Here is a 22806-nt window from a genome sequence, read left to right on the forward strand (position 1 = left end):
CCTTCCTGCTTTCTAGTTGTAGTATTCCATATTCTGAAAGTGTGGATCATTTCCAGCTCTATTGACAGCTTCCTTGGCCATAGAAAAACTGCAACCCAATTGGGGTGCAGTTCATTTTTTTTCTATAGGAGAAGGTTCCAGTGAGCTTTAGAAAACGCCACTTTTAAGATGGAAAGGAACTCAAGAAATCAATGCCCGTTTTTGATTATTTAAGAATGGACAAAAACACGACTTACGCGCTTCTCTACCTATTCCGCTTGAATGTTGTACATAACATTACATTTCCTATTTGCCCACACATCTTCAATATTTTATCAAACTTATATGTTGCAATATCAATCTTGGAAATCGCTTGGCGTTCATTTTATTTTTTCAATCTGATAGTCGCACAATCCAAAGATCATATGCGTTAATCCAGCTTTGTCAAAGGTTCAGTTGCTGGACCTTCAACGACCTCGCCATCATATGAAAAACGTGATCCATGACAGGGACAATCCCAAGTACGATCACCGGCATTCCACTCTGTTTCACACCCTAGATGAGTACAAGTCGTGTCAACAATATGAAGCTGACCATCGTCATCGCGGTAACAGCCTCGGCGTTTTCCATCCACTTTCACCAGGCCACCTTCATTATTTGCTAGATCTTCAGGGTGCTTAAATTCTGGCTCAAGTTTCCCTTTAATTAATTGTCCTGCAACATCAGCATTATAAGTAATAAAATTCTTAATACTAGGGTTTGCATGGAATCTTGATGGGGTGAAAAGTTCCTGATAAGGTGTATGCTGTTCAGTGATCAAATCTTTTAATAAAATTCCAGCAGCTGTACCATTTGTCATACCCCATTTGCGATAACCGGTAGCCACGAAGATATTATTTTCATCAGACGTGATAGGACCAATATAAGGTATTTTATCTAATGTAGTTAAATCTTGTGCAGACCAGCGAAAGGTGATTGGTTTCTTCCCGAAGACCTCATTAGAGAAAGCTTGCAATGCCTCGTAATGCTGATAAGTGTTAATGCCTTTTCCTGTTTTATGACCCTCTCCGCCAATAAGAATAAGTTTCTTACCTGTCTCCTCTGAAGTTGTAGCACGGATTGATCGAACAGGGTTATTGGCACAATAGTACATGTTTCCTTTAAAATCGTCATCACCTTCGATAGCAATTACATATGACCGTTCAGGTAAGAGCCTGGAAAAGTATAACCCTTTCCATTTTAAAAATGGGCTATGTGATGCCATCACAACGTATTTACATAAAATACGATGCCCTTCGTTCGTTATGACAACAGGTTGTTTCCCTTCCTCGATATCAACGACCGTTGTATGTTCAAATACCGTGCCCCCTAGATCGATGAAACGTTTAAGTATGCCTTCTAAATATTTAACTGGATGAAATTGTGCTTGATTATTCATTTCAAGCACGCCGGTAGTTGGAATGGAGAATGGGATACTATCTCTTAATTGCCCAGTAATCCCCAACCTTTTATAGGCGTCATATTCAAAAGTTAATTTTTCACTGTATTGATCATTGGTTGCATAGATAAAAGAGCTTTCATTACTAAAATCGCAATTTATATTTGCTGCTTCTTTTTCAATCATTTTGGCTGCATCAGCTTGGGCTTCATAATATAGTCTTGCTTGCTCTATGCCGAAATGTTCAATCAACTCGTCATATATTAAGCCATGCTGTGCCGTCACTTTTGCAGTTGTATGCCCAGTCGTTCCTGCTAAAACTTCCCCGGCGTCTAATAAAATCACTTTCAAACCTTCTTTAGCCAATAAGTAGGCAGAAGTGATCCCTGTTATACCAGCGCCAATGATAACTACATCTGTTTTTGTGTTACCTTCTAATGATTGATATTGATGTTGTTTTTCTTTCAACCAATACGATTGAGGGTATTTCGGCATGTCATTTTTTTCATTATTCATACAATCACCTCTAAAATATATATCTCCGTTTAATATAGCCTTATAGGTGCTTCTTATACTTCTTTCCTCAATTGACGTAAAAAAGTACTGTGAGCTATAATGATAGAATTAAGAAATTTATGAAAAATAAACAAGGCGATTTATACTTTTAGTGTATTAAAAGGAGAAACAGTCAAATGAAATTTGAGACGGCATTATTGCATGGAGACAAAAAAGAAAAGCGTACCATTCAAAGTAAAACAACACCGATTTACCAAACTTCTGCATTTACTTTTAAAAGCTTAGAAGAACTAGAGGGTTTTTATAGTGGAAACGGCAACTACTTGTATACGAGATCAGGCAATCCAAACACCGATGAACTAGGAGAAGTGGTTGCAAGATTAGAAGGCGCGGAAGCAGGAGTTGCAGCTGCATCAGGTTTAGGTGCCATTATGGTAGGAATATTAGCAGTAGCTAAAAATGGCGATCATATTATTGCTACTGATGATGTATACGGCGGAAGTTTTCACCTTATTGTAGAAGAGCTCACACAATTCGGTATTGACGTAACGATTGTTCCTTTTAGCGATATGACGCAAGTCGAGGCGGCAATTAAAGAGAATACGAAGCTTTTATATACAGAATCAATTACTAATCCATTATTAAGAGTAGAAGACCTTAAAGCTGTTGTATCATTGGCGAAAAAATACAATTTGAAGACATTGATTGATAATACCTTTGCTTCTCCGTTTCATTGTCAGCCGATTGAACTAGGAGTAGATATGGTTGTTCATAGTGCGACGAAATATATTGGTGGGCATAGTGATGTCACTGCTGGTGTAATCGTTGGAAGTAAAGAGTTAATCGAAATTGCCTCCGCAAAAGTAGTTAATCTTGGCGTGAACTTAAGTCCTTTTGAGGCGTGGTTAACAGCAAGGGGAGCAAAGACATTAGCATTAAGAATGAGGGAACAATCTTATAATGCGAAAAAAGTAGCAGAAGCTCTACTTAAACATAAGGGGATAGAAAAAGTTTATTATCCTTTCGAACAAAATGGCGCACATGGATATGGGGCAATGGTTACGATTGAACTAAAACAACTAGCTGATGTATCAACATTTTTCCGTTCACTAGGGTGGATAAAAATTGTTCCTACTTTAGCTGGTGTTGAATCCTCTGTTTCACATCCAATGACAACTTCTCATCGAGCGGTACCGGAAGAAACATGTAAGGCGTTAGGCATTAATGAGCATTTGATTAGAATCTCTATTGGTATTGAACATTACGAAGATATTATTGCACAGATTTCTCTGGCTATTAAACAAGCAATGAATAAGTAAAAAGAGAGGCTGTGACCGAGTGGTCACAGCCTAAAACATTTAATTTAAAAGGTTATCTATGTCTTCTTTTTTTTCATCTATCTGGGTAGAATCTTTTGAATGGAGCGCGTACCTTAACGTGTAAACAAAAACACCTGCACCCAAACCAACGATGAGTAAATAAGCGCATGTTACTATCCATAAATAAGCGATAATGATCGACCCCTTTCATTACACTTATATGCAAGTCATCACTTTTACTTTCCATTAGAAAAAGGAAACTTTTCATCGGATGACGAAGTTAATGAGTAGAGTGAGGAGGGATATCATGTCTTTTAAAACAGCAGATTTATGTGATGGTCATCATGAATTGGTAAAGGTAAATCAAGAAGTCTTCTATTCATATGGTAAGAAAAAGAAATTTCATGGTAAAGTTTCAACAGTTAAGGTTTTTGAAGATAATGTACTTGTACTTGAAGCACTAGAAAGTATCCCAGAAGGTCATGTGCTTGTTGTTGATGGTGGCGGGTCGAGGAGATGTGCACTTATGGGCGATCGGTTAGCAAAAATTGCAGAAACGCGCGGGCTAGCGGGTGTCATTATCTATGGTTGTGTGCGAGATACAGCCGATATAGCAGCAATGGATATTGGTGTATTAGCAATAGGTAGCAGTCCTTTAAAAAGTAGAAAAGCGGGCAAAGGAGATAGGAATACGATCGTGACATTTGGCGGGCTCGATTGGTTGCCAGACGAATATGTATACGCTGATGAAGATGGGGTCATTGTTTCAGAAAAGCCATTGTTATAAAAATGGGGGCTTGTCCTCGAATAGTTTACCATAAAAAGCTAAGCAGTAAGCGCGTGTCGATATTGAATTTTCGGGGCGCGTTTCTTTCGTTCTTTTTGTCTAGAAGAGCTATGACCATGCCGTTCGCTCTTCTTTCGGCTGACATTAACAACCGTCCCATTTTACAGGATTACTTTGCCATAGAAAAAAATAAACCCCCTCAAAGTAGAATTCATTTCTTCATTCTTACTTGAAGGGGACATGAACATTCTTTATTTTAGAGTTAGGCGTCACTTTTAATTTCAAAACAGGTGATAAAAATAAGGTCGGATAACGATTCTTCTTTTTAAGTATCCCCATTTGCACTTATTTCTTTTGGTAATATCTTTGATGCGTTGGGAACATGGCGTGGTGAAGTCTCAATTTCGTCTGAAGATTTGATTACAACAATCATTTGACCACCATAAATGTGTGCGCTTATAAGTAATGGAAATTCATATGGGTTTGTAAAGGTAAAGTCTGGACCATACCAACTTACCGTTGCGTCTCTTCCTTTTGGTACATAAGGGACTCTTTTGCTATGTGAGAATCTCTCACCAATTTCTACGCCGGCACGATCGACGGCATTAAATAGTGTGGAAGACACCTGACAGATCCCACCACCAATATCTTCTGATAGTTCCCCTCTAACAATTACCGGCGCACGCAAGTAGCCTTTACCCTTCGTTCTTTTCCCAACAACATCATTAAAAGAAAATGTCTCTCCAGGAAAAATGACATAGTTATTAATAGCCTCAGTAGCCAATGAAATATTATGCGAGCGATTTTTATTATTGCTATTAAAGTAAGTGACGTACTGTCCAATTGTTTTTACATTGATTTGACTGATTAAATCCCTATCCACTCTGGCTGGTACAGATATAAGGGGAAGCTGGATAGTTGAGACCCCTTTGGAGAAATAATAGCGAAAAAATTGATTTTTAAATTCTTTCCGGTATAAACGCTTTCCTTCAATTTCCGGGATAATCGTATTTCCTTTTATATAAGCGTCTTTAGGGGCAATAAATGTTTTTTTATCGAGATCTTCCATAAATGACTCGAATTTTTTCATTTCGATAAATGGTAAATTGGACTGTGGAATAGCAAAGTCTTCTCTCTGTATTTGTGTGATCACTTTCTCTTCTTTTTTAATCGTGAATATCGAATCATCATTGATAGGTGAAATCATTAACAAAAATGAAAGCAACCAGTATTGAGACATTGTCACACCTCCCAATTGTAGTATGAACTTAAATTCGTTTTACATGTATAGAATTAAATGGGGGCTCAGTTCTCGTTCAGACTTAAGTCTTAGAGCAAAATCAAGCTGTGGCACGTTATGTACAATTTTAAAAATAGGTAAGATAAATAGTGAAAGGAGGCAGAGAAATGAAAAATTTTCTTTTAATCATAGCAGGTGGAATTGCAGCAATTGTGGTACTGGCAAATTTAGGTTCACTTATCGGATTAGCGATTACAGCTGCATTACTTTATTTAGTATTTAAACAATTTATCAAATCAGATGGTTGGGAAAAAGTAGCGTGGGGTACTGTAGGTGTCGTATTACTATTGTTCTCTATTAGTAATATCCCGGCAATTTTAGCTGTCCTAGCTCTTTACGTCATTTACCTGATTTATAAAAATTGGAATAAAGAACAGCCAAAAACAAGACAAAGTGATGATCCATTTGTGAACTTTGAGAAGCAATGGTCCGATCTTCATAAATAATCATGGAAACAATAGGAGGAGACAATATGGTAAATCTATTAACAAGAATCAAAAACACGATTGTAACAGATATCAATGAGGTGCTCGACAAAAAGGAAAGTAAAAATCCTATTGCGCTATTAAACCAGTATTTGAGGCAAAGTGAACAAGAAACAGAAAAAGTGAAAAAGTATATCGAAAGACAATATAAACTGAGAGAAGAATTCCGTAAAGAACTTGCCCATGCCATGGATATGGCAACTAAAAGAAAAGGACAAGCGGAAGTTGCAGAACGTGCAGGTGAAGAGGAGCTATCGACATTTGCGAAGACGGAATCACAGTACTTTTCTGAAAGGGCAGAAAAATTACAAACGATGGTGGCAGAAGCATCAGAGGAGCTTGGAAAGTTAGAAAGACAGTATGAAGAAATGAAGCATAAACTAAAGGATATGCAAATTCGCCGCATGCAATTAATGGGCAGAGAAAATGTAACCCGTGCACAAGTAAAAATGAATAAAGTATTGGGCGAGGAACAATCTTACCAAACAGCTTATGATAAGTTTAATGATATGGAGAAATATATTTCAGAGTTAGAACAAAAAGTACAAAACCAATACTTCCATAATCATATTGATAAAAAAATTGCTGATTTAGAATTGAAAATGAAAAAGGATGATTCCTTGCAGTCATAAAAACATGGTATGCTAGAGATAATTGACCGAGAAACAAGCATTGAAAGGCGTAAGGCCGACTTGCGCCTTTTTAAACAACATGATTAGGAGGGATGTCACATGTTTGAAAAATGGAATGAGGACTATAAAATGTGGATATTCATTGCCTTAGCAATGATTATTTTAGAAATTTTCTTTTTTAATCATGGGCTGATCTTCTCAATTATCATTGAAATTGGTATGATCTATATTGGTCGTAAATGGATGCCGAAGACAAGGGGAAAGGTCCTTTTTTGGCTAGGAATTTTACTTTTTGCGATTACAATATTTAATATGATGGCATTCAGGTTGTTAATTCTTGCACTTATTGTTCATTTTGGTTATCAATTTTACTTAACGAAAAAAAAACCAAAGAAAGTTCAGCCGAGAGCAGAACAGCGGAAAACAGATGAGCGAAAAGAGGCTGTAGTTCAGAAGAAGAATTTATTAACGAATAAAATCAATGGGCACCAAAATACTTCTGAAGAAGTATATGAATGGGGAGATATAAATATCCAATGTGGCTTAGGGGATACTGAAATTGATTTGAGCTATACGGTATTACCTAATCAAGAGAATATTATCTTTATCAAAAACCTTATTGGAAATGTACGCATATATATTCCTTATGATGTTGAGGTGTCAATCAATCATTCTGTTATTGTTGGCTCTAGTCAGATTTTCGATTTGGTAGAAAAAAGAGCTTTTAACCGCAATTATATTTTTGAGACGGAAAATTATAACCAAACTGAACAAAAGGTGAAAATCGTCACCTCTTTAATTGTGGGTGATTTAGAGGTGAAGCGCTCATGAATATGGCTCAACGTCAGATCTTATATGGGGTGCTTCTTTCACTACTATTACTTATTAGCATGATGCTGTCGTTTTATTTTGTTTTCCCTATTCGCCTGATTGATTTCTGGCATTTTAAAGTAGTAGATATTCCCTTTGCATTGTTTGCCCCAATGATAAGCATCTTATTAGGTGTTTTTTATGGGCTATTATCTGGTTATAGATGGCAGAAGCAACTGAAAGAAATGGAAGGCTGGCTTCATGAGGTAGAAGAAGGCAGAGTACTCACGGTTAATCATGAAGAAGTAAGTGCCGATGTGCAAAACATATATCAAAGAATAATTAAAATACAGAAGCAAATATCAGAACAGGCAAAGTATACGCAACGGCTTGCAAATGAAAAAGCGATAGATATTGATAATCGCATGCAAGAAATTATTTATGAAGAAAGAAATCGTTTGGCAAGAGAATTACATGATTCAGTAAGTCAACAGTTATTTGCTGCCTCTATGTTAATGTCAGCGATTATGGAACAAACGGAGGAAAAATCGGCCAATGATCTCAAGCAATTGCAGTTAGTAGAAGGGATGATCCATCAATCCCAGCTAGAAATGCGTGCTTTATTGCTTCATCTTCGCCCTGTTGCCTTAAAAGGAAAAAAGTTAACGGAAGGAATCGAGGAACTGCTGCTTGAGTTAAAACAAAAAGTCACAATGAATATCAAATGGAGAGCAGAGGACTTTTATTTAGATAAAGGTATTGAGGATCATCTTTTTCGCATTTTACAAGAATCGGTTTCCAATACTTTGCGTCATGCGAAAGCAGATACATTAGATGTATTACTTATTCAACGTGATGGGTTTGCCATTCTACGTATTATTGATGATGGTATCGGTTTTAATGTAGACAAGGCAAAAGCGGGTTCATACGGTATTCAAAATATGTATGAAAGAGCGCTAGAGATTGGTGGCACATTAAAAATGATCAGTCTTCCTAATAAGGGAACAAGGTTAGAAGTAAAAGTACCAATTATTGAAGGTGGAGGGGGCGAAGAAAAATGATACGCGTATTATTTGTAGATGACCATGAAATGGTGCGGATTGGTGTGACCGCTTATTTATCCGCTCAACCTGATATTGAAGTAATCGGTGAGGCGGATAACGGCAAACAAGCGATAGAGCTGGCGATGGAATTACGACCAGATATTATTCTAATGGATCTAGTGATGAAAGAAATGGACGGGATTGAAGCGACAAAGCATATTATCGAGAAATGGCCAGAAGCAAAAATAATAATTGTAACGAGCTTCTTAGATGATGAAAAAGTGTATCCAGCACTTGAAGCGGGAGCTACGAGCTATATGTTAAAAACATCAAAAGCAAGTGAAATTGCACACGCGATTCGCAGAACACATCAAGGAGAATCTGTTTTAGAACCTGAGGTCACTGGAAAAATGATGTTAAAGATGAGAGGGAATAAAGAACAACCTCTCCACGAAGAATTAACCAGTCGAGAAATGGAAATTCTACTTCATATGACGCAAGGAAAAACTAACCAAGAAATCGCTGATGAATTATACATTGCTTTAAAAACCGTCAAAACACATGTAAGTAATATTTTAAGTAAATTGGATGTCCAAGATCGTACCCAAGCCGTCATCTATGCATTTAAGAATCATATAGTAAAAGAATAGTTTGAGGAGAGCTTTGTGATGAAGCTCTCTTTTTTTGTCCTTAACCTGATATATTTACCAGTGAACTGATTTTCTAAATGAGTAAATGTAGATCATGCCTTCATATTAACTTCAAATAAATCCCCCAGACGGGTTATTATCAGCTAATGTGTTTTCCCACAGCACAGAAATGATACCCATAAGAAAATCTAATAATAGTTTTAAAAATGATTGTTATTTTAGAATATTTCATTTACACTAATAGTAATTGATTGGAAAAGGAGGTGTAGAAGAGATGAGTGGAACTGTTTTAACGCGTGGAAAATGGCTTGAACACTTAACTGTTTTCTGTGCAATTTTTGGCGCAATGACTTTTAACGGGATACGTCTGTCCTTTTTTAACAATTGCATAGCCAAAATAAGCAGTCAAACATCTCTTCACACCCAACAAAGAGCATAATAATGAATATTTTCTTGTATGGATACAGGTGAGTATTTACATTTAAATGAGAAAGGGTCACAGGAGAAGTTTATTCTCTGTGGCCCTTTTTATCATCTAATCAAATTTCTGTCTAGCTCATGTTGCTAGCGGTGGTCGGTAAAAAATTGCTTTGAGCTGCTGACAAGTGACGAATGGAGCTATTCTTATATGGAGGAAAATGAAATGATAACGAGCGGACAAAATATAACGAAATTGTACGGTGGTGATACAGTTTTCACTAATATTAGTTTTGACATACGTAACCACTCGCGAGTAGGTATTGTAGGAAGAAATGGTAGTGGAAAGTCTACATTATTAAAAATCATGGCTGGGGTAGAACAACCTGACCAAGGTCAAATACATTGGCGTAAACATATTGTGATTGGCTATTTACATCAAATACCAGAATATAATGAATCGGTTATTGCTTTGGATGTAGTGGAGGAAGCTTTTTCTCATTTACTTGATATGAAAAGAAAACTAACAGATATGGAACAAAAATTAGCTCAATCACAAACATCGAATGGGGTAGAACAACTACTTAATGAATATGGAAAATTACAAGATTATTTTATGAATAACGATGGTTATGAAATAGAAGGGAAAATAAAAACAGTCATTAATGGACTTGGTATAGAAACATTAATGGAGAAAAAGTTCCAAATGCTGAGTGGTGGAGAGAAAACAAAAGTTTGCTTAGCAAAAGAGCTACTTAAGAAACCAGATCTATTATTATTGGATGAACCGACAAATCATCTTGATCTTCAAGCTGTTGATTGGTTAACAAGCTTTATTAAAGACTATGAAGGAACGATTGTTATGGTCTCACATGATCGGTACTTTCTCGATCAAACCGTTTCGATGATTATGGATTTAGAAGATGAAGAGTTAACGAACTATCATACCAATTATACTGATTATATAAAAGAAAAAGAAAGGCGGCTATTACAGGAATTTCAAAAGTATGAAGATCAACAGAAGAAAATAAAAAAGATGAAAGAATCGATAAAAAGGTTAAGAGAGTGGGCGAATCAAGCCAACCCACCTAATGCCGGCCTTCATAAAAAAGCAAGTAGTATGGAAAAGGCACTAAATCGGATGGAAAAGGTAAAAAAACCAGTTTTTCATCGCAAAATACATTTGAATTTGGCAGCAGAAGAAAGAAGTGGGAAAGACACGTTAGTTATTGAAAATATGACTAAATCTTTTAGTGGGAAGATGGTATTAGAAAGTATTGACATGCATTTACGATTTCAGGATCGTGCAGTACTTGTTGGAGAAAACGGAAGTGGTAAAACTACTTTGATAAAATTAATTTTACAACGTTTGCTTCCAGATGAAGGAAAATTGCAAGTGGGCAGTAATTGTCATATCGGTTACTTAGCTCAACAAGTATTTACAGAGAGCGAAAACCAAGAAAAAACCGTACTACAAATGTTCAGGGACATACATGCCGTAGCGGAGGGAGAAGCGAGAGGGATTCTAGCAAATTTTCTTTTCTATGGTTATGCCGTTCATAAAAAAGTGAAACAGTTAAGCGGTGGTGAGCGCATGCGACTACGTTTAGCACAACTTATGTATCAAAATGTGAATTTTCTTATTCTTGATGAACCGACAAACCATTTAGATATTGAATCGAGAGAAGTGCTTGAACAGACACTACAGGAATTTCAAGGAACCATCTTAGCTGTTTCTCATGATCGATATTTTATCGAACAATTATTTAACCAAACGTATATATTGAATCAAAGAAAGCTCTCCTATTTTAATGGATCATTCGCATATGCATGGGAAAAGTGGAGCAACCAAATGCAACAGGTGGCACTTCCAAGTAAGAAAGCGATAAAAAAGGATGAAAGGGAAAGTACAATAAAGCAAAATAATCATCAACCAAAAGGTATAGAAGAGGAAATGGAAAAGTTAGAAGAAAGATTACAAATCATAGAAAGAAAGATGATGGACGGGGAAGCCTTAAGCATCCTCCAAGATTTGCAATACGAGAAGGAACAATGTCAAATGGAACTAGATCACTTATATAAGGAGTGGTCAGTCTCTTTATTGGAAGAATAGATAAAAAGCAGATTGCAAAAATACATGGTTAGCAATTAGGCTATATTAGCATACAGAATATTACATCTAAAAGGGTTGTTCAAAAAGTCACTTCTTCGACTTTTGGGCAACCCTTCTACATGTTACAAAACCTTGGTATATGAAAGGCTCCGCAAAAATAAAAATTCCGCGATTTCCTACTAATCCCGTGATCCTCTGTAGTGTACCGACTTTATCTATATTATTTGTCCCCTACATAGGCCCTTTTACGTTAGGCAATATACAAATAGGTGAAGTGATCAATAAACAAATATTCAACTAGGTTAATAATTGTTAGGGTTGTCTCATAGGATAGTAAGAGATTATTTATTTGTGGGGACAAAAAGGAGAGGCGAAATGAACAAGTTCTTCAAGGGATTGCTCTTATTAATTCTTGCGGCTTTTGCGGGTGAATGTATTGAATTTCTGATTAATATGGTGCTTGCAAGGCAATTGGGTGAACATGGTTTAGGGCTATATATGTCTATTCTACCAACCATTTTTTTGATTGTGTTATTAGCGAGCTTTGAAATGCCTGTTTCTATCTCTAAATTTATTGCGGAAAAGGATAGAAAATATCATTATAGTATGCTCAATCACGTGATTAGAATGACGGTTATCTTTTCACTTATATTAATCCCGTTAGCATCAGCGATTCTTCCATTTATCACTGTTTTTGATGATTATCATCCACTTTTAAGATGGATGGCTATTATTCTCATACCGATCATTTCATTTTCTTCTATTGCTAGAGGTTATTTTATGGGCAACGAACAAATGGGGAAGATAGCTTCTGCTAATTTTTTGAGAAAATTCATCCAGCTTACATTGCTTGTTCTACTTTTTCATTTATTTCGCTTTGAAACGGAAACGGCAGTTTTTATAGCAATTTGTACATTTGTTGGCAGTGAAATAGCGATTTTTGCTTACTTCATTCATTTATTTGTCATCCAATATCAAAGGATGAAGAAATTGCCGTTTGAGCCGATGTCTGGAATGAGTGTTTGGAAAAACTTGATGGGGGTGTCTATCCCTACAACAGGTTTACGGATATTTCATGCTTTAACCCATGCTATACAGCCATTTTTAATAAAAGCGGCACTGCTAAAGTCAGGAATAAGTACGGATATTGCCACAGAACATTTTGGGATGGTTGCTGGTGTAGCGATGACGATAGGAATGTTTCCTGCTTTTATTGCCCATTCCTTTATGGTTATGCTCATTCCGACTGTTTCAAGAGCATATGCTGAAGAGAAGCTTAATTACTTACGGCGGTTGCTTCAACAAGTATTTTTTATCACCTTCTTGTATGGTGTTCCATCTGTTACCATTTTTTATTTCTTTGCCGAACCTTTAACAAGTACATTTTTCCATTCAACAGCAGCAAGTATTTACGTGCAATTACTTTGGCCATTCTTTTTGTTACACTTTTTTATTTTCCCTATGCAAGCATTTCTTATCGGTTTGGGGCTTATGAAAGATGCCTTTTATCATGCTGTGTGGTCCACACTTATATCTTTTGTTGGGATGTATGTATTTGGATCAATGGAAAGTCTGCAAATGCATGGCGTAATTTTAGGGATAAATATGGGAGCCATTTTATTAATGTTCATGCATTATATGACGATATGTAAGAAGATTGGTGTCACTTGGTTTCTTACAAAACAAACAAGCTTTTCTTAAAAAAAATAAAAAAAGCTGTAGGGGAAGCAGGCCGATTCTTCGTCTATTAGGGTGAGAAAAGAAATAAAGGAGGAAAGGGTAATAGACCCAGATGAAGTATGGAAGCAACAATTAATTATACATTCGAAAATTATGTGAGCGAGTATGCTCAATCATTATACAGATACATTTATTCTTTAATTAAACATCCCCAAAGAGCAGAGGATTTACTACAGGAAGCCTTAATTTCAGCTTATTTAGCTTTTCCTTCTTTAAAAGAGGAAACGAATATTAAAAATTGGTTATATAAAATTGCATTAAACAAATGTAGGGATCAATGGAGAAAGCAACAAAGTGAACGACAATTTTTAGAAGAGAAGCTGCCAGCTTTATATGAAGAAGCCAAGTCTCCAGGGGCAGATGAATTGTTTGTTAAAAAAAGTAATCGAGAAGAAGTAGAAAAGATTATCTTTTGTCTACCTGAAAAATATAAACAGCCACTATATCTTTATTATTTCGAACAGATGTCATTAAAAGAAATAAGTGAAGAAACAAAGCTACCCCTCTCTACGATAAAGACAAGGTTGAGGAGAGGGAAAGCTAAGCTTCTTCCAATGATGGTAGAAGAAAAATAACCTAAGGAGAAATCCCTAGGTTATTTTTCTTCTTGTTGATTATTATAATAATTAACCGAAGTCATGGCACCTTCACTGACCATTTCATTATCGCGAGTATCTTGTGGGTCAGGATGGCCTGCTTTTAAATCATATTGATTCTCTTCATTAGTAGGTAGATAACTTTTCATTTTATGCGTAAATGTCTGTAGCTTTTCACGATTTTCTTTCTTAGCAAGTAATAGTAAACTTGTTACGCCGACTCCTGCTAGAATAAAGTTCTTTGGACGAGATTTCATATTAACTCCTCCTTCGTGTTTATTTGGAAAATTTATTTCTTGCATGTATGATAAATACCCGTTTCTTTTAAAAGTAAACATATGGTTTTGTTATATTCATTTTCAGGGAATGTTAAAGTAGGAGGGTGAGAAGGAATGAAGATAAAAGAGCTTAATAATTGGCAATGGTTTAATGATTTTAAGCCGGAAGCAAACAACTATCAGGAATTTCCCTTATATTATAAAGAAGAGATTGAATTATGGGTTAAGAATATTTCTTCTCAAGAATCTAATCATCTCCATTTACAGTCAACGGAAGGGAAAGCCTTCATTTGTGGATCGCTCATCTACGAACAGAAGCTTAATCAACAAAGTGAATATAAGCTTCTCCATTATTTCCTAACAGAGCATTTATTAATAACGAGTGAATTTGAACAAGAAAGCCATATAAATGATATGAAAGAAGCGGAAAATGCAGTAGCTGTTTTTTCTATTCTGTTAGCGGAAATCTTAAAAAATAGCATTAAAAGAATTGATGATTTCGAGTTGAAATTAAACAAAGTGCTTTGGGAAATTAAACAAAAAAACAGCATCGCTCGTTTGGAAGAGATTTTTCAGTTAAGACATGAAGTATTAGTTTGGAAAAATTTTATGATTCCAATAACAGAATTATCGTTAGGATTAGAAGAGACGTTTTCAAGCGATATTGTTGAGACAAAACATTTTAAAAATATGAGAAAAAGATTAGAGAGAGGAAGTATGTTAACAAGAGAGTATATTGAAGAAATTGATCATCTTGTCCATTTTGAAGAAATGGTATCCTCTCATCGTGGAAATGAAGTCATAAAAACTTTAACCGTTATTACGACTTTATTTACACCAATTAGTGCATGGGGAGCACTCTGGGGTATGAATTTTAAATTTATGCCGGAATTAGATGAGAAATGGGGATACACAGGTGCATTAATCATTATTATTCTATCTACTGTAGCTGTCTATTTATTATTAGTTAAAAGGGGCTGGACAGGTGATACACTTAGATCAAGAAAGAAGAATTCATTCTTTAAGTAACGGAAATATAAGGTATGATGTATATAGAGGTATCTATTGATACTTTTATGAAGGGAGAAAATAGTGTGAGTGAATCAAAATTTTGTAAAGAATCATATGTTGTCAAAACAAGTATTGTTCAACCACCAGATACAAATGGACATGGAACGTTGTTTGGTGGGAAGTTAATGGCTTATATAGATGATATTGCCGGGATTGCTGCTATGAGGCATTCAAGAAAAGCGGTTGTAACAGCGTCAACTGATTCCGTTGATTTCTTACATCCCATTTACGCGGGTAATGCGGTTTGTTTAGAAGCATTTGTTACATATACAGGCAGGTCTTCTATGGAGATATTTGTAAAGGTTATCTCGGAGGACCTTTTAACAGGCGATAGAAATATATGTGCCCTATCTTTTCTTACAATGGTAGCGCTTGGTGAAGATGGGAAACCAGCGCCGATTCCTAAAATTGTACCAGTGACTGATGAAGAAATGAGCTTATATGAAAGTGGAAAAGAGAGGGCAGAACATAGGAAGCGCAGAAGGAAGGATAGCGAAAAAAGGGCACAGAGCTTTGGCACAGAACTCCCTTGGAGAGAATAGGTTACTTCTTACATGTAAACATGGGTTATAAAAATAGCTTGCCAATTGGCGAGTTATTTTTATTTAAAAAGAACCTTCTCGTATAGAGGGGAAATGAATAATTATTCATTTAGGCAGGAAGATGTATTTACCGCATAGAATATAAATAAAGTTACTGCGATGAATGAAATAATACGAGGCCATTTTATGGCTATACTTTATTGCTACTCTGTGATTACATTGAAAGTCTTTGGAAATTGAGTATTTTAAAGTAACGAAATTCTTCATATTTATTATGTTTACATTTCAATGTCCTTGCAACATCTTAAAGTGTTTTATTAATAAGAGGAGGCTTAACATGACATGTCGGTATTACTTGAACTTGAAGAAATGACGGATAAAATGAATAATCAACCAGAGTATATTGCAAATGAAAAAGATAGAGTATTTCAACTGGATTTAAAAGAAAGTGGCTCTATACAAATTGTGTTATGCGATGGAAAGGTAAGTGTAATTGAAGGGGAAGCGGACGATCCTGCGGTTAAATTAAGAATGAGTGATAGCCACTTTTCTAGTTTATTAAAAGGTGATTTAAACACAACCGTAGCGTTTATGACAGGTGGTTTAAAGGTTGAAGGTAATGTTGGGTTAGCATTGAAGCTTCAGGAAATATTAAAAAAATATCAATCTTTATAATTGGTATTGTGCTGAGGCAGGGCGTTTTATGTAAACTCCTGCCTCAAACTCATTTTAATGGTAAGACCATATGAATCTCATCATAATAATGTCCTGCCACTTTTAAAGCACGTGGTTCATGAGCATATGAGCGGAACCCTAGTTTTTTGTATAGTTTTAGTGCAGGTTGATTATCAGCCATGACAGTTAAATGTAATTGCTCAACAGTCTCAACTACCCGTGCATTATCAATGACTGTGTTCATTAACTGCTTCGCCATTCCGAGTCCTCTAAATTCCTCTTGTACAAATAAACCAACGATATATGCTTTATGGTGCATTTTTAATTTACTTTCAAATAACAAAGTGATGATGCCGCCCAACCTTCCTTCATGAAAAGCACCGTAAGTGATTGCTTGGCTAGAGAGCAATTTCTTTTCGATATCTTGTATCGACTGCTCTGCTTCTTCTTCAAAACTAGATGCAAAACTTTCTGGATGTTGTTTAAGTCCAATTAGGCGTATTTGTTTGAAACTTTCGGCATGTTCTTTATGTAAAGGGATGATTTTCATTTTTTTCTCCTTAACGTTTATAAAAAATAATAAATGAGCTCGTTTCTTTCAATGAAAATTAGGGTACTAATAATAACAGCAACTTACGGGATGGGGCATGGTAATGAAAGGGAGAAGAAGAGTAGAATTTTTATTCGTATTTACTCTGATGGTTACATTATATATCGGTCTTTTTCTGGCAACAAGTATATTAACTACGATCATATGCCTTGTATTTTATAGCTTGGCAATATTACTCATATGCTATTCCATTATGCTGGAAGATCGAACCCCACAGCATACATTATTATGGATGTATGTAATCGTATTCTTTCCGGTGTTTGGTTATTTGTTTTATTTATTTTCAGGGCAATTATATATGAAAGGGTATTTATTCAAAAGTAAGCGTAGCAGAGATAGAGATGAATGGAAACGCTTAATGCATAGGGAAGAGGAACAAGATATATCATTCCTTCAAGATGGCCAGCTTCGGTTTGCGGAATTTGCAAATCATACATCATTAACTCCGATTAGTACGAAATCTAAAGCAACCATATTAAAAAATGGTGATGCAACCTTTTTTGAAATTAAGAGAAGGTTGTTACAGGCAAAAAAATTCATTCATATGGAATATTACATCTTTCGTTCTGATCGCTTAGGAAAAGAAATAATGAAGATATTAATGGATAAAGCCAAGCAAGGCGTAGAAGTGTTATTTATTTACGATGCAGCAGGGAGCTTAACGCTTCATACGGAAGATATCAATCAGATGTTGGATGCGGGCATCAGAGTCAAACCATTCTCACCTTTGAAGTATGGTTTTTTTAACCAGAAATTTAATTTTAGAAATCACCGTAAGATTATCATCATTGATGGAGAGATCGGCTTTACAGGCGGATTGAATGTTGGAAATGAATATTTGGGAGAAGATAAGCAAATTGGGTTTTGGCGAGATACTCATCTTTTATTAAAAGGTGAAGCTGTCTATATACTGCACACGATATTTTTATTAGATTGGGAATACGTTGCTGACGAAGAAGTATTGGACAAATATCGTAATGATAGGAAACCTGTACATAAGAAAGATGATGTGGTGGACGGGGCGCTTCAAGTCGTTGCTAGTGGACCAGATACACAACAGGGAATTATGGGGGATTTTTATTATTCGATGATTTCGTCTGCTGATTATTCTGTATGGATTGCTACCCCTTACTTTGTACCAGATGAATCCATTCGGACGGCTTTAAGAGTGGCTGCGGCAAAAGGGATTGAAGTAAGAATTCTCGTTCCGGAAACGAATGATAGTTTTTTCACGCAATATGCTAGCCGTTCTTATTTTTCTGAACTTCTTCGCTATGGAGTAGAGATCTATTCATATAAAAAAGGCTTCCTTCATCAAAAAATAATTATTATTGATGGGAATTTAGCCAGTATTGGGACTGCTAATATGGATATGAGAAGTTTTCATTTGAACTTCGAGGTGAATGTTTTTCTATATGGGACAAGTTCTATAAGAGATTTAGTTGCTCATTATGAAGATGATATGAAAGATAGTTTTAAAATAAGTCCGGTACAGTTTTATAAAAGAGGCTTAATTGAAAGAACAAAAGAGTCATTTGCGAGGTTATTCTCTGGTGTACTTTAAAGAATTCGCAATATGGTTTTGAACTGTTCGTAACCGTATGAAAGAATCGGAAGCTGGTTCTTAAAGGCAAAAAGCATCCATTCTTTCTTCGTTTTTTTCTGAACTGTTAGTAATATTTAAGATGTTAAATAGGGGAATAGGAATTTGCTCTAACCGCATCATTATTCTAAAGTTTTCTCAAATGGTTTCTTTATTTTTAAGCAAATGATTGTCGTTTTCGCTAACAATCCAATAGAATGAAGATATTAAATATTGGGGGTTCGCCATTGGAACTTATTGCTAGTCTTACTTATATAAAAGTTGTGCGCAAAATTGATTGGAATGTCCAGAAGTATGAGGAAATAGAAAGTGAAATCAAACTTTTCGATAAGAAAATTAAATGGAGTGAAGACGAAATTGATATTCATGCCGTTTTTGATATTTCATTTAGAGAATCGAAAAAAAAGCTAGGTACATTGTATTTACATACGAATCGTGGTGTGTATCCTTTTTATATGAGAGATGTACCTAAGCATTTTATCGAGCAATATCGCAATTTAATTAAAAAATGACTAAAACTAAATACCTCATTATCCTTTTCCTTGTCACTATAAGAGATTGTATTGCTTCTTACACCTATTTTAAAGTTACCCATAAGAAATGCCATCGTTTATAACGATCAATAAATTACCCTTTATTCAACTCTGCTTCCATGACCAATCGTTTTCTATAGCTGATTTTTGACAGAAATAGTCCGAGTTCGTATAGTCCAATTAAAGGAAAGAGTACGAGTATTTGTGAGAAAAAGTCTGGTGGCGTAATGAGTGCAGAAACGATAGCGAGCACCACATAGGCGTATTTTCTAACAGACTTTAGCATTTCAGGGGATACGACTCCGATATTCGTGAGAAAGACTAATAATAAAGGAACTTCAAACAGAAACCCGAACGGAATAGTAGAAATCAATAAAAATGAGAAATATTCCCGAGCAGTAATCATCATAGAAAAATTACTTTCGCCAAGATGCATGAGAAAGCCATAAATGGTTGGGAATACAACGAATAAGCCAAATGATAAGCCAATGGCAAAGCTACAAATAATTCCTGGAATGAACATTATCGAGATTTTTGCTTCTTTATCATTTAAAGCAGGTCTAATAAATAGCCATGCTTGAAAAGCAATGAAGGGAAGGGAAATACCGAGGCTAATGCTACCGGCAATCCCTGTGTAGAGTCTAATTACATCTAATGGCCCTAGCATGACGAGATCATAATCATTAGCTAGAATGGGAATAAGGTGGTTAATAAACACTAAGCAAAGGATAAAACAAAAGGCAAAGAAGACAATCGATCGAATGAGCACTTTTCTTAAATCAGTTAAATGCTCTACTAGTGTTTGGTCATTATTCTCCATTTTTCAAGCCTCCATCTCAGATGTTATTTAGATTCCTCTTCATTTTTTGCAGCTACTGTTAATGTTTCCTTCTCACTATCGTCCATAATTTCTTTTGTCGATTTTTTAAATTCAGCTAATGTCTTTCCGAAAGCTGAGCCAATTTCAGGTAGTTTTTTAGGTCCAAAGATAATTAAGGTGATGACAAGGATAATGATTAAACCTGGTATACCGATATTTGTTAACCCCATTGCAATTCAACCCCTTTCCTACTAGTTAGGCGAGCATGCCACCTTCTTTGCTATATTTGAGGATGCCTTCTGCCGCTCTGAATGCGAGTGCACCAACTGTTGCCGTTGGATTATAGCCCCCATTATGTGCAAAGGCAGATGCACCTACTACAAATACATTCTCAGCATCCCACATTTGCAGATAATTATTAACAGCAGATGTTTCTGGTTCAGCCCCCATAATGACACCACCAGTATTATGAGTTGTTTGATATGGCACAATATCATAACTTTCAAGATTCGAACGTTCGTTTACTTTATCTGCGCCCATCTCAAGCATAATTTGATCTGCAATTTTGCCGATATAGTTATAAAGCTCTCGATCTTGTTTGGTAAAGTCGTAAGTTAGGCGAAGCAATGGTAGACCATAAGCATCTTTGTACGTCGGATCAAGATCCATAAAATTATGTTGTACAGGCATAGAAGCACCTTGAGTTCCAATATTGAGTGATCTTGTAAAATACTTAATTGATTGTGCCTTAAATTCAGCTCCCCAATTTGGTGTACCAGATGGAACGGTATTTGAGCCAATCGGTCGGTTACCTGATTGATTAATGGAGATAGAGCCGCCATGGATAAAGTTTAAATCCGAGTGATCAAAGTTATCCCCATTATAATCATCAATTGTTGCACCTAGTGCTCCTGCCCCCATAAAAGTGTTAAAGCGTTCTTCTTCAAAAAAGCCTGTAGAACCAGGGAGAATTTGATAACAATAGTTTTTGCCAATCACACCAGACCCGTTTTCAGGGTTATAGGCTTTGCCTATTTTTGAATGTAGAAGTAGTTTCGTATTATTCATGACATAGCTCGTAAGTACAACTGTATCAGCCGGTTGAATGAATTCTTCTTTCGTTAATACATCTACGAATTTCACACCGGTTGCTTTTCCACCTTCATGGATGATTTCAGTTACATTAGCAAAATTGCGTATATCTACATTGCCTGTTTCCTTAGCAAAAGGAATGACAGCAACAGTTGGATCTGCCTTTGCACCGTATTCACAACCAAAGCGTTCACAAAATGCACAATATTGACAGTTAGCAATTTTCGCACCGTACATGTTCTCATATGGTTCACTTAAATTAGCTGAAGGCATATGATACGGATGCATACCTAATGAAGTTGTTGCATCTTTAAAGCGTTTGGTTAATGGTGTCTCTTTCATCGGTGGTGTCGGATATGGATTGGAACGTTCCGGTCCAAAGTGAGCTTCTTCACCACTAATCCCAGCGACTTTCTCATATTTATCAAAGTATGGTTCTAATTCGTCGTATGTAATGCCCCAATCCTGAATTTGTAATCCTTTGATTTTACTTTCACCGTATTTTTCAATTGTTTTTGATCGTATTTCAAAATCATAGGGCAAAAAGCGGAAGGATTGGCCGTTCCAGTGAACACCAGAACCACCAGAGCCTTCACCTAATAGGAAAGAACCAAGTTGACGCATTGGAAGGGCTCTTTCCTTTTGATTATTACGGAAAGTCAAACTTTCTTTTGATAAATCTTGCATTAATTCATAACGAATAGCATAACGAAGCTCATCGTGTACGACATAATAATCTTTCAAGCCTCTTTCTTTACCTCGTTCTAATCCAACAACCTTTAATCCTTCCTTACCAAGCTCGGCAGCAATAATGCTACCAGCCCAGCCCATACCGACGATGACGACATCGGTTTTAGGTAATTTTTCAGCCATTGTATATCCTCCTGTTTCATCCACTTATTTTGTATAAGAATGTAGGGCTTGTGGTTTAATTTCCATAAATTCTTCTGATTCAATTTTGTCGTAATAACTCATTTGATGGCCTGGATAGTTTTTCATTTTCCAGCCTTCCATATTGATATTTCCACCATAAGCAGGGTCAGCATATACGCCTTCAATCGTTGCTGCTCGAAGAATATTAAAGAAAGTTTTGGATGTTACTCCTTTGAGCTCAACTTCATCATTTTGGAAGGAAGTTAAGATAGCATCTTGTTCTTCTCCTTCTAAGTCAGGGAAATTCTTCTCGTGTTTTTCATTGGCTACTTTTTGCAGTGCCTTTATCCCGGTATCGAACACTTCATGCCTCTTAAGAGGGGATTGATAACCTTGGAAATTAGATCCTGGAAAGAAAGGTCCCTGCATATATTCACGAGCGTTGTTCCCCCAAGAACCAGCGAGCGAGTGATCAATATAATAGGCAACGCCCAATTCATCAGCACCTGGACCGTTATCATCGCTTGGGAAAATTCTTTCAGAAGCAGCCACTAGAACGGCAAACATTTCAGGGTTTGTAAAATAAAGAGGTGCTTGTAGATAGCTGGTTCCTTGATGTTCCCCTTGGGTATTTGTACTTTCTTGCTCATCATTCATATTGGCCCCAATGAGCCCACCGATAATTCCTCCACCGACAAGTCCACCTGCTACGTATCCAGAATTTCTAATAAAGCGCCTTCTTGACATTTTCTTTTCAGAGTGTTGTTCAGCCATTCGTAAAAAACCTCCTTTTTTTCGTATTATGTTTATAAAGTGTTCCAATTATCCAGATTTATTCATTTTTGGATATAAAAAAATGACAGAAAGTAATCTGTCATTGTGGT

At 36.1% G+C, this 22806-nt stretch carries 24 protein-coding genes; 16 read left to right on the forward strand and 8 right to left on the reverse strand.

Annotated elements, in window-relative coordinates:
- Nucleotides 1–409 precede the first annotated feature (409 nt).
- Nucleotides 410–1933 carry an FAD-dependent oxidoreductase gene (locus H9655_RS15800; RefSeq protein WP_191815767.1) on the reverse strand — a complete coding sequence of 508 codons (1524 nt, stop codon included), beginning with the start codon at nucleotides 1931–1933 and terminating at the stop codon, nucleotides 410–412.
- A 176-nt stretch (nucleotides 1934–2109) separates the two neighbouring features.
- Between H9655_RS15800 and H9655_RS15805 the strand changes: the two genes are divergently transcribed.
- Together H9655_RS15805 and rraA are read left to right on the forward strand one after the other, a co-directional pair.
- Nucleotides 2110–3252, forward strand: a complete 1143-nt coding sequence (locus tag H9655_RS15805) for a trans-sulfuration enzyme family protein (protein ID WP_191815769.1) — start codon at nucleotides 2110–2112, stop codon at nucleotides 3250–3252.
- Nucleotides 3253–3559: 307 nt separating this feature from the next.
- Nucleotides 3560–4039 (forward strand): ribonuclease E activity regulator RraA, encoded by a 480-nt coding sequence (rraA, locus tag H9655_RS15810; RefSeq protein WP_191815771.1) that lies wholly within the window; start codon nucleotides 3560–3562, stop codon nucleotides 4037–4039.
- A gap of 325 nt (nucleotides 4040–4364) precedes the next feature.
- On the opposite strand, the gene H9655_RS15815 is transcribed toward rraA, so the two are convergent.
- Nucleotides 4365–5279 (reverse strand): VanW family protein, encoded by a 915-nt coding sequence (locus H9655_RS15815; RefSeq protein ID WP_191815773.1) that lies wholly within the window; start codon nucleotides 5277–5279, stop codon nucleotides 4365–4367.
- Nucleotides 5280–5446: 167 nt separating this feature from the next.
- On the opposite strand from H9655_RS15815, the gene H9655_RS15820 reads away from it, so the two are divergent.
- The 9 genes from H9655_RS15820 to H9655_RS15860 all read left to right on the forward strand — a co-directional run bounded on the left by H9655_RS15820 (nucleotide 5447) and on the right by H9655_RS15860 (nucleotide 13804).
- The gene (locus H9655_RS15820) at nucleotides 5447–5785 is read left to right on the forward strand and encodes a lmo0954 family membrane protein (RefSeq protein ID WP_191815775.1); all 339 of its coding nucleotides are present in this window, start codon (nucleotides 5447–5449) and stop codon (nucleotides 5783–5785) included.
- A 26-nt stretch (nucleotides 5786–5811) separates the two neighbouring features.
- A complete protein-coding gene (locus H9655_RS15825) occupies nucleotides 5812–6456 on the forward strand; it encodes a PspA/IM30 family protein (RefSeq protein ID WP_191815777.1) in 645 nt (214 codons plus the stop codon).
- Nucleotides 6457–6555: 99 nt separating this feature from the next.
- Nucleotides 6556–7287, forward strand: coding sequence for a cell wall-active antibiotics response protein LiaF (gene liaF / locus H9655_RS15830; RefSeq protein ID WP_191815779.1), 732 nt, complete (start codon nucleotides 6556–6558; stop codon nucleotides 7285–7287).
- Nucleotides 7284–8327 (forward strand): sensor histidine kinase, encoded by a 1044-nt coding sequence (locus H9655_RS15835; protein WP_191815781.1) that lies wholly within the window; start codon nucleotides 7284–7286, stop codon nucleotides 8325–8327. Before liaF ends, H9655_RS15835 begins: the two co-directional genes overlap by 4 nt.
- Nucleotides 8324–8959 (forward strand): response regulator transcription factor, encoded by a 636-nt coding sequence (locus H9655_RS15840; protein ID WP_191815784.1) that lies wholly within the window; start codon nucleotides 8324–8326, stop codon nucleotides 8957–8959. The genes H9655_RS15835 and H9655_RS15840 overlap by 4 nt, the downstream gene beginning before the upstream one ends.
- A gap of 274 nt (nucleotides 8960–9233) precedes the next feature.
- Entirely contained in the window at nucleotides 9234–9398 is a 165-nt protein-coding gene (locus tag H9655_RS15845) for an RAxF-45 family protein (protein WP_191815787.1), read from the forward strand.
- Nucleotides 9399–9602: 204 nt separating this feature from the next.
- Complete coding sequence (gene abc-f / locus H9655_RS15850) at nucleotides 9603–11489, forward strand: ribosomal protection-like ABC-F family protein (RefSeq protein WP_191815789.1); 1887 nt, start codon at nucleotides 9603–9605, stop codon at nucleotides 11487–11489.
- Between the two features lie 375 nt (nucleotides 11490–11864).
- Nucleotides 11865–13190 carry an oligosaccharide flippase family protein gene (locus H9655_RS15855; RefSeq protein ID WP_191815791.1) on the forward strand — a complete coding sequence of 442 codons (1326 nt, stop codon included), beginning with the start codon at nucleotides 11865–11867 and terminating at the stop codon, nucleotides 13188–13190.
- 98 nt (nucleotides 13191–13288) lie between these two features.
- The gene (locus H9655_RS15860) at nucleotides 13289–13804 is read left to right on the forward strand and encodes an RNA polymerase sigma factor (protein ID WP_191815793.1); all 516 of its coding nucleotides are present in this window, start codon (nucleotides 13289–13291) and stop codon (nucleotides 13802–13804) included.
- A 20-nt stretch (nucleotides 13805–13824) separates the two neighbouring features.
- Here the strand turns inward: H9655_RS15860 and H9655_RS15865 are convergent, their stop codons facing one another.
- A complete protein-coding gene (locus tag H9655_RS15865) occupies nucleotides 13825–14082 on the reverse strand; it encodes a hypothetical protein (protein WP_191815795.1) in 258 nt (85 codons plus the stop codon).
- Nucleotides 14083–14217: 135 nt separating this feature from the next.
- On the opposite strand from H9655_RS15865, the gene H9655_RS15870 reads away from it, so the two are divergent.
- From H9655_RS15870 to H9655_RS15880, 3 genes are all read left to right on the forward strand, one after another.
- The gene (locus tag H9655_RS15870) at nucleotides 14218–15132 is read left to right on the forward strand and encodes a magnesium transporter CorA family protein (RefSeq protein WP_191815797.1); all 915 of its coding nucleotides are present in this window, start codon (nucleotides 14218–14220) and stop codon (nucleotides 15130–15132) included.
- A 65-nt stretch (nucleotides 15133–15197) separates the two neighbouring features.
- A complete protein-coding gene (locus H9655_RS15875) occupies nucleotides 15198–15716 on the forward strand; it encodes an acyl-CoA thioesterase (RefSeq protein ID WP_191815799.1) in 519 nt (172 codons plus the stop codon).
- Nucleotides 15717–16058: 342 nt separating this feature from the next.
- The gene (locus H9655_RS15880) at nucleotides 16059–16391 is read left to right on the forward strand and encodes an SCP2 sterol-binding domain-containing protein (protein ID WP_191815801.1); all 333 of its coding nucleotides are present in this window, start codon (nucleotides 16059–16061) and stop codon (nucleotides 16389–16391) included.
- Between the two features lie 49 nt (nucleotides 16392–16440).
- On the opposite strand, the gene H9655_RS15885 is transcribed toward H9655_RS15880, so the two are convergent.
- Nucleotides 16441–16941, reverse strand: coding sequence for a GNAT family N-acetyltransferase (locus H9655_RS15885; RefSeq protein ID WP_191815803.1), 501 nt, complete (start codon nucleotides 16939–16941; stop codon nucleotides 16441–16443).
- Nucleotides 16942–17044: 103 nt separating this feature from the next.
- Here H9655_RS15885 and cls point away from each other — a divergent pair, with 103 nt between their 5' ends.
- Nucleotides 17045–18565 (forward strand): cardiolipin synthase, encoded by a 1521-nt coding sequence (cls, locus tag H9655_RS15890; protein WP_191815805.1) that lies wholly within the window; start codon nucleotides 17045–17047, stop codon nucleotides 18563–18565.
- A 236-nt stretch (nucleotides 18566–18801) separates the two neighbouring features.
- Nucleotides 18802–19116, forward strand: a complete 315-nt coding sequence (locus H9655_RS15895; protein WP_225230681.1) for a hypothetical protein — start codon at nucleotides 18802–18804, stop codon at nucleotides 19114–19116.
- Nucleotides 19117–19231: 115 nt separating this feature from the next.
- Here H9655_RS15895 and tatC read toward each other — a convergent pair whose 3' ends face one another.
- The 4 genes from tatC to H9655_RS15915 are packed head-to-tail and all read right to left on the reverse strand — an operon-like array spanning nucleotide 19232 to nucleotide 22696.
- Nucleotides 19232–19957 carry a twin-arginine translocase subunit TatC gene (tatC, locus tag H9655_RS15900; protein WP_191815810.1) on the reverse strand — a complete coding sequence of 242 codons (726 nt, stop codon included), beginning with the start codon at nucleotides 19955–19957 and terminating at the stop codon, nucleotides 19232–19234.
- A 23-nt stretch (nucleotides 19958–19980) separates the two neighbouring features.
- Nucleotides 19981–20187: a twin-arginine translocase TatA/TatE family subunit gene (gene tatA, locus H9655_RS15905; RefSeq protein WP_191815812.1), complete on the reverse strand. Its 207-nt coding sequence runs from the start codon at nucleotides 20185–20187 to the stop codon at nucleotides 19981–19983.
- A gap of 25 nt (nucleotides 20188–20212) precedes the next feature.
- Nucleotides 20213–21922, reverse strand: coding sequence for a GMC family oxidoreductase (locus H9655_RS15910; protein ID WP_191815814.1), 1710 nt, complete (start codon nucleotides 21920–21922; stop codon nucleotides 20213–20215).
- Between the two features lie 24 nt (nucleotides 21923–21946).
- Entirely contained in the window at nucleotides 21947–22696 is a 750-nt protein-coding gene (locus H9655_RS15915) for a gluconate 2-dehydrogenase subunit 3 family protein (RefSeq protein ID WP_191815816.1), read from the reverse strand.
- Nucleotides 22697–22806 lie beyond the last annotated feature (110 nt).

The sequence above is a fragment of the Cytobacillus stercorigallinarum genome (assembly GCF_014836495.1).
In the GTDB taxonomy this organism is placed as follows: Bacteria; Bacillota; Bacilli; order Bacillales; family Cytobacillaceae; genus Cytobacillus; species Cytobacillus stercorigallinarum.

Bases quoted from the DNA above. Each gene is read 5' to 3' on its own strand.
- H9655_RS15910 (WP_191815814.1), bottom strand. From the start codon at position 21,922: ATGGCTGAAAAATTACCTAAAACCGATGTCGTCATCGTCGGTATGGGC.
- abc-f (WP_191815789.1), top strand. From the start codon at position 9,603: ATGATAACGAGCGGACAAAATATAACGAAATTGTACGGTGGTGATACA.
- H9655_RS15800 (WP_191815767.1), bottom strand. From the start codon at position 1,933: ATGAATAATGAAAAAAATGACATGCCGAAATACCCTCAATCGTATTGG.
- H9655_RS15845 (WP_191815787.1), top strand. From the start codon at position 9,234: ATGAGTGGAACTGTTTTAACGCGTGGAAAATGGCTTGAACACTTAACT.
- H9655_RS15835 (WP_191815781.1), top strand. From the start codon at position 7,284: ATGAATATGGCTCAACGTCAGATCTTATATGGGGTGCTTCTTTCACTA.
- H9655_RS15915 (WP_191815816.1), bottom strand. From the start codon at position 22,696: ATGGCTGAACAACACTCTGAAAAGAAAATGTCAAGAAGGCGCTTTATT.
- H9655_RS15805 (WP_191815769.1), top strand. From the start codon at position 2,110: ATGAAATTTGAGACGGCATTATTGCATGGAGACAAAAAAGAAAAGCGT.
- H9655_RS15870 (WP_191815797.1), top strand. From the start codon at position 14,218: ATGAAGATAAAAGAGCTTAATAATTGGCAATGGTTTAATGATTTTAAG.
- H9655_RS15825 (WP_191815777.1), top strand. From the start codon at position 5,812: ATGGTAAATCTATTAACAAGAATCAAAAACACGATTGTAACAGATATC.
- tatA (WP_191815812.1), bottom strand. From the start codon at position 20,187: ATGGGGTTAACAAATATCGGTATACCAGGTTTAATCATTATCCTTGTC.
- H9655_RS15840 (WP_191815784.1), top strand. From the start codon at position 8,324: ATGATACGCGTATTATTTGTAGATGACCATGAAATGGTGCGGATTGGT.
- cls (WP_191815805.1), top strand. From the start codon at position 17,045: ATGAAAGGGAGAAGAAGAGTAGAATTTTTATTCGTATTTACTCTGATG.
- tatC (WP_191815810.1), bottom strand. From the start codon at position 19,957: ATGGAGAATAATGACCAAACACTAGTAGAGCATTTAACTGATTTAAGA.
- H9655_RS15860 (WP_191815793.1), top strand. From the start codon at position 13,289: ATGGAAGCAACAATTAATTATACATTCGAAAATTATGTGAGCGAGTAT.
- H9655_RS15885 (WP_191815803.1), bottom strand. From the start codon at position 16,941: ATGAAAATCATCCCTTTACATAAAGAACATGCCGAAAGTTTCAAACAA.
- H9655_RS15815 (WP_191815773.1), bottom strand. From the start codon at position 5,279: ATGTCTCAATACTGGTTGCTTTCATTTTTGTTAATGATTTCACCTATC.
- H9655_RS15880 (WP_191815801.1), top strand. From the start codon at position 16,059: ATGTCGGTATTACTTGAACTTGAAGAAATGACGGATAAAATGAATAAT.
- H9655_RS15820 (WP_191815775.1), top strand. From the start codon at position 5,447: ATGAAAAATTTTCTTTTAATCATAGCAGGTGGAATTGCAGCAATTGTG.
- H9655_RS15865 (WP_191815795.1), bottom strand. From the start codon at position 14,082: ATGAAATCTCGTCCAAAGAACTTTATTCTAGCAGGAGTCGGCGTAACA.
- H9655_RS15855 (WP_191815791.1), top strand. From the start codon at position 11,865: ATGAACAAGTTCTTCAAGGGATTGCTCTTATTAATTCTTGCGGCTTTT.
- rraA (WP_191815771.1), top strand. From the start codon at position 3,560: ATGTCTTTTAAAACAGCAGATTTATGTGATGGTCATCATGAATTGGTA.
- liaF (WP_191815779.1), top strand. From the start codon at position 6,556: ATGTTTGAAAAATGGAATGAGGACTATAAAATGTGGATATTCATTGCC.
- H9655_RS15895 (WP_225230681.1), top strand. From the start codon at position 18,802: ATGAAGATATTAAATATTGGGGGTTCGCCATTGGAACTTATTGCTAGT.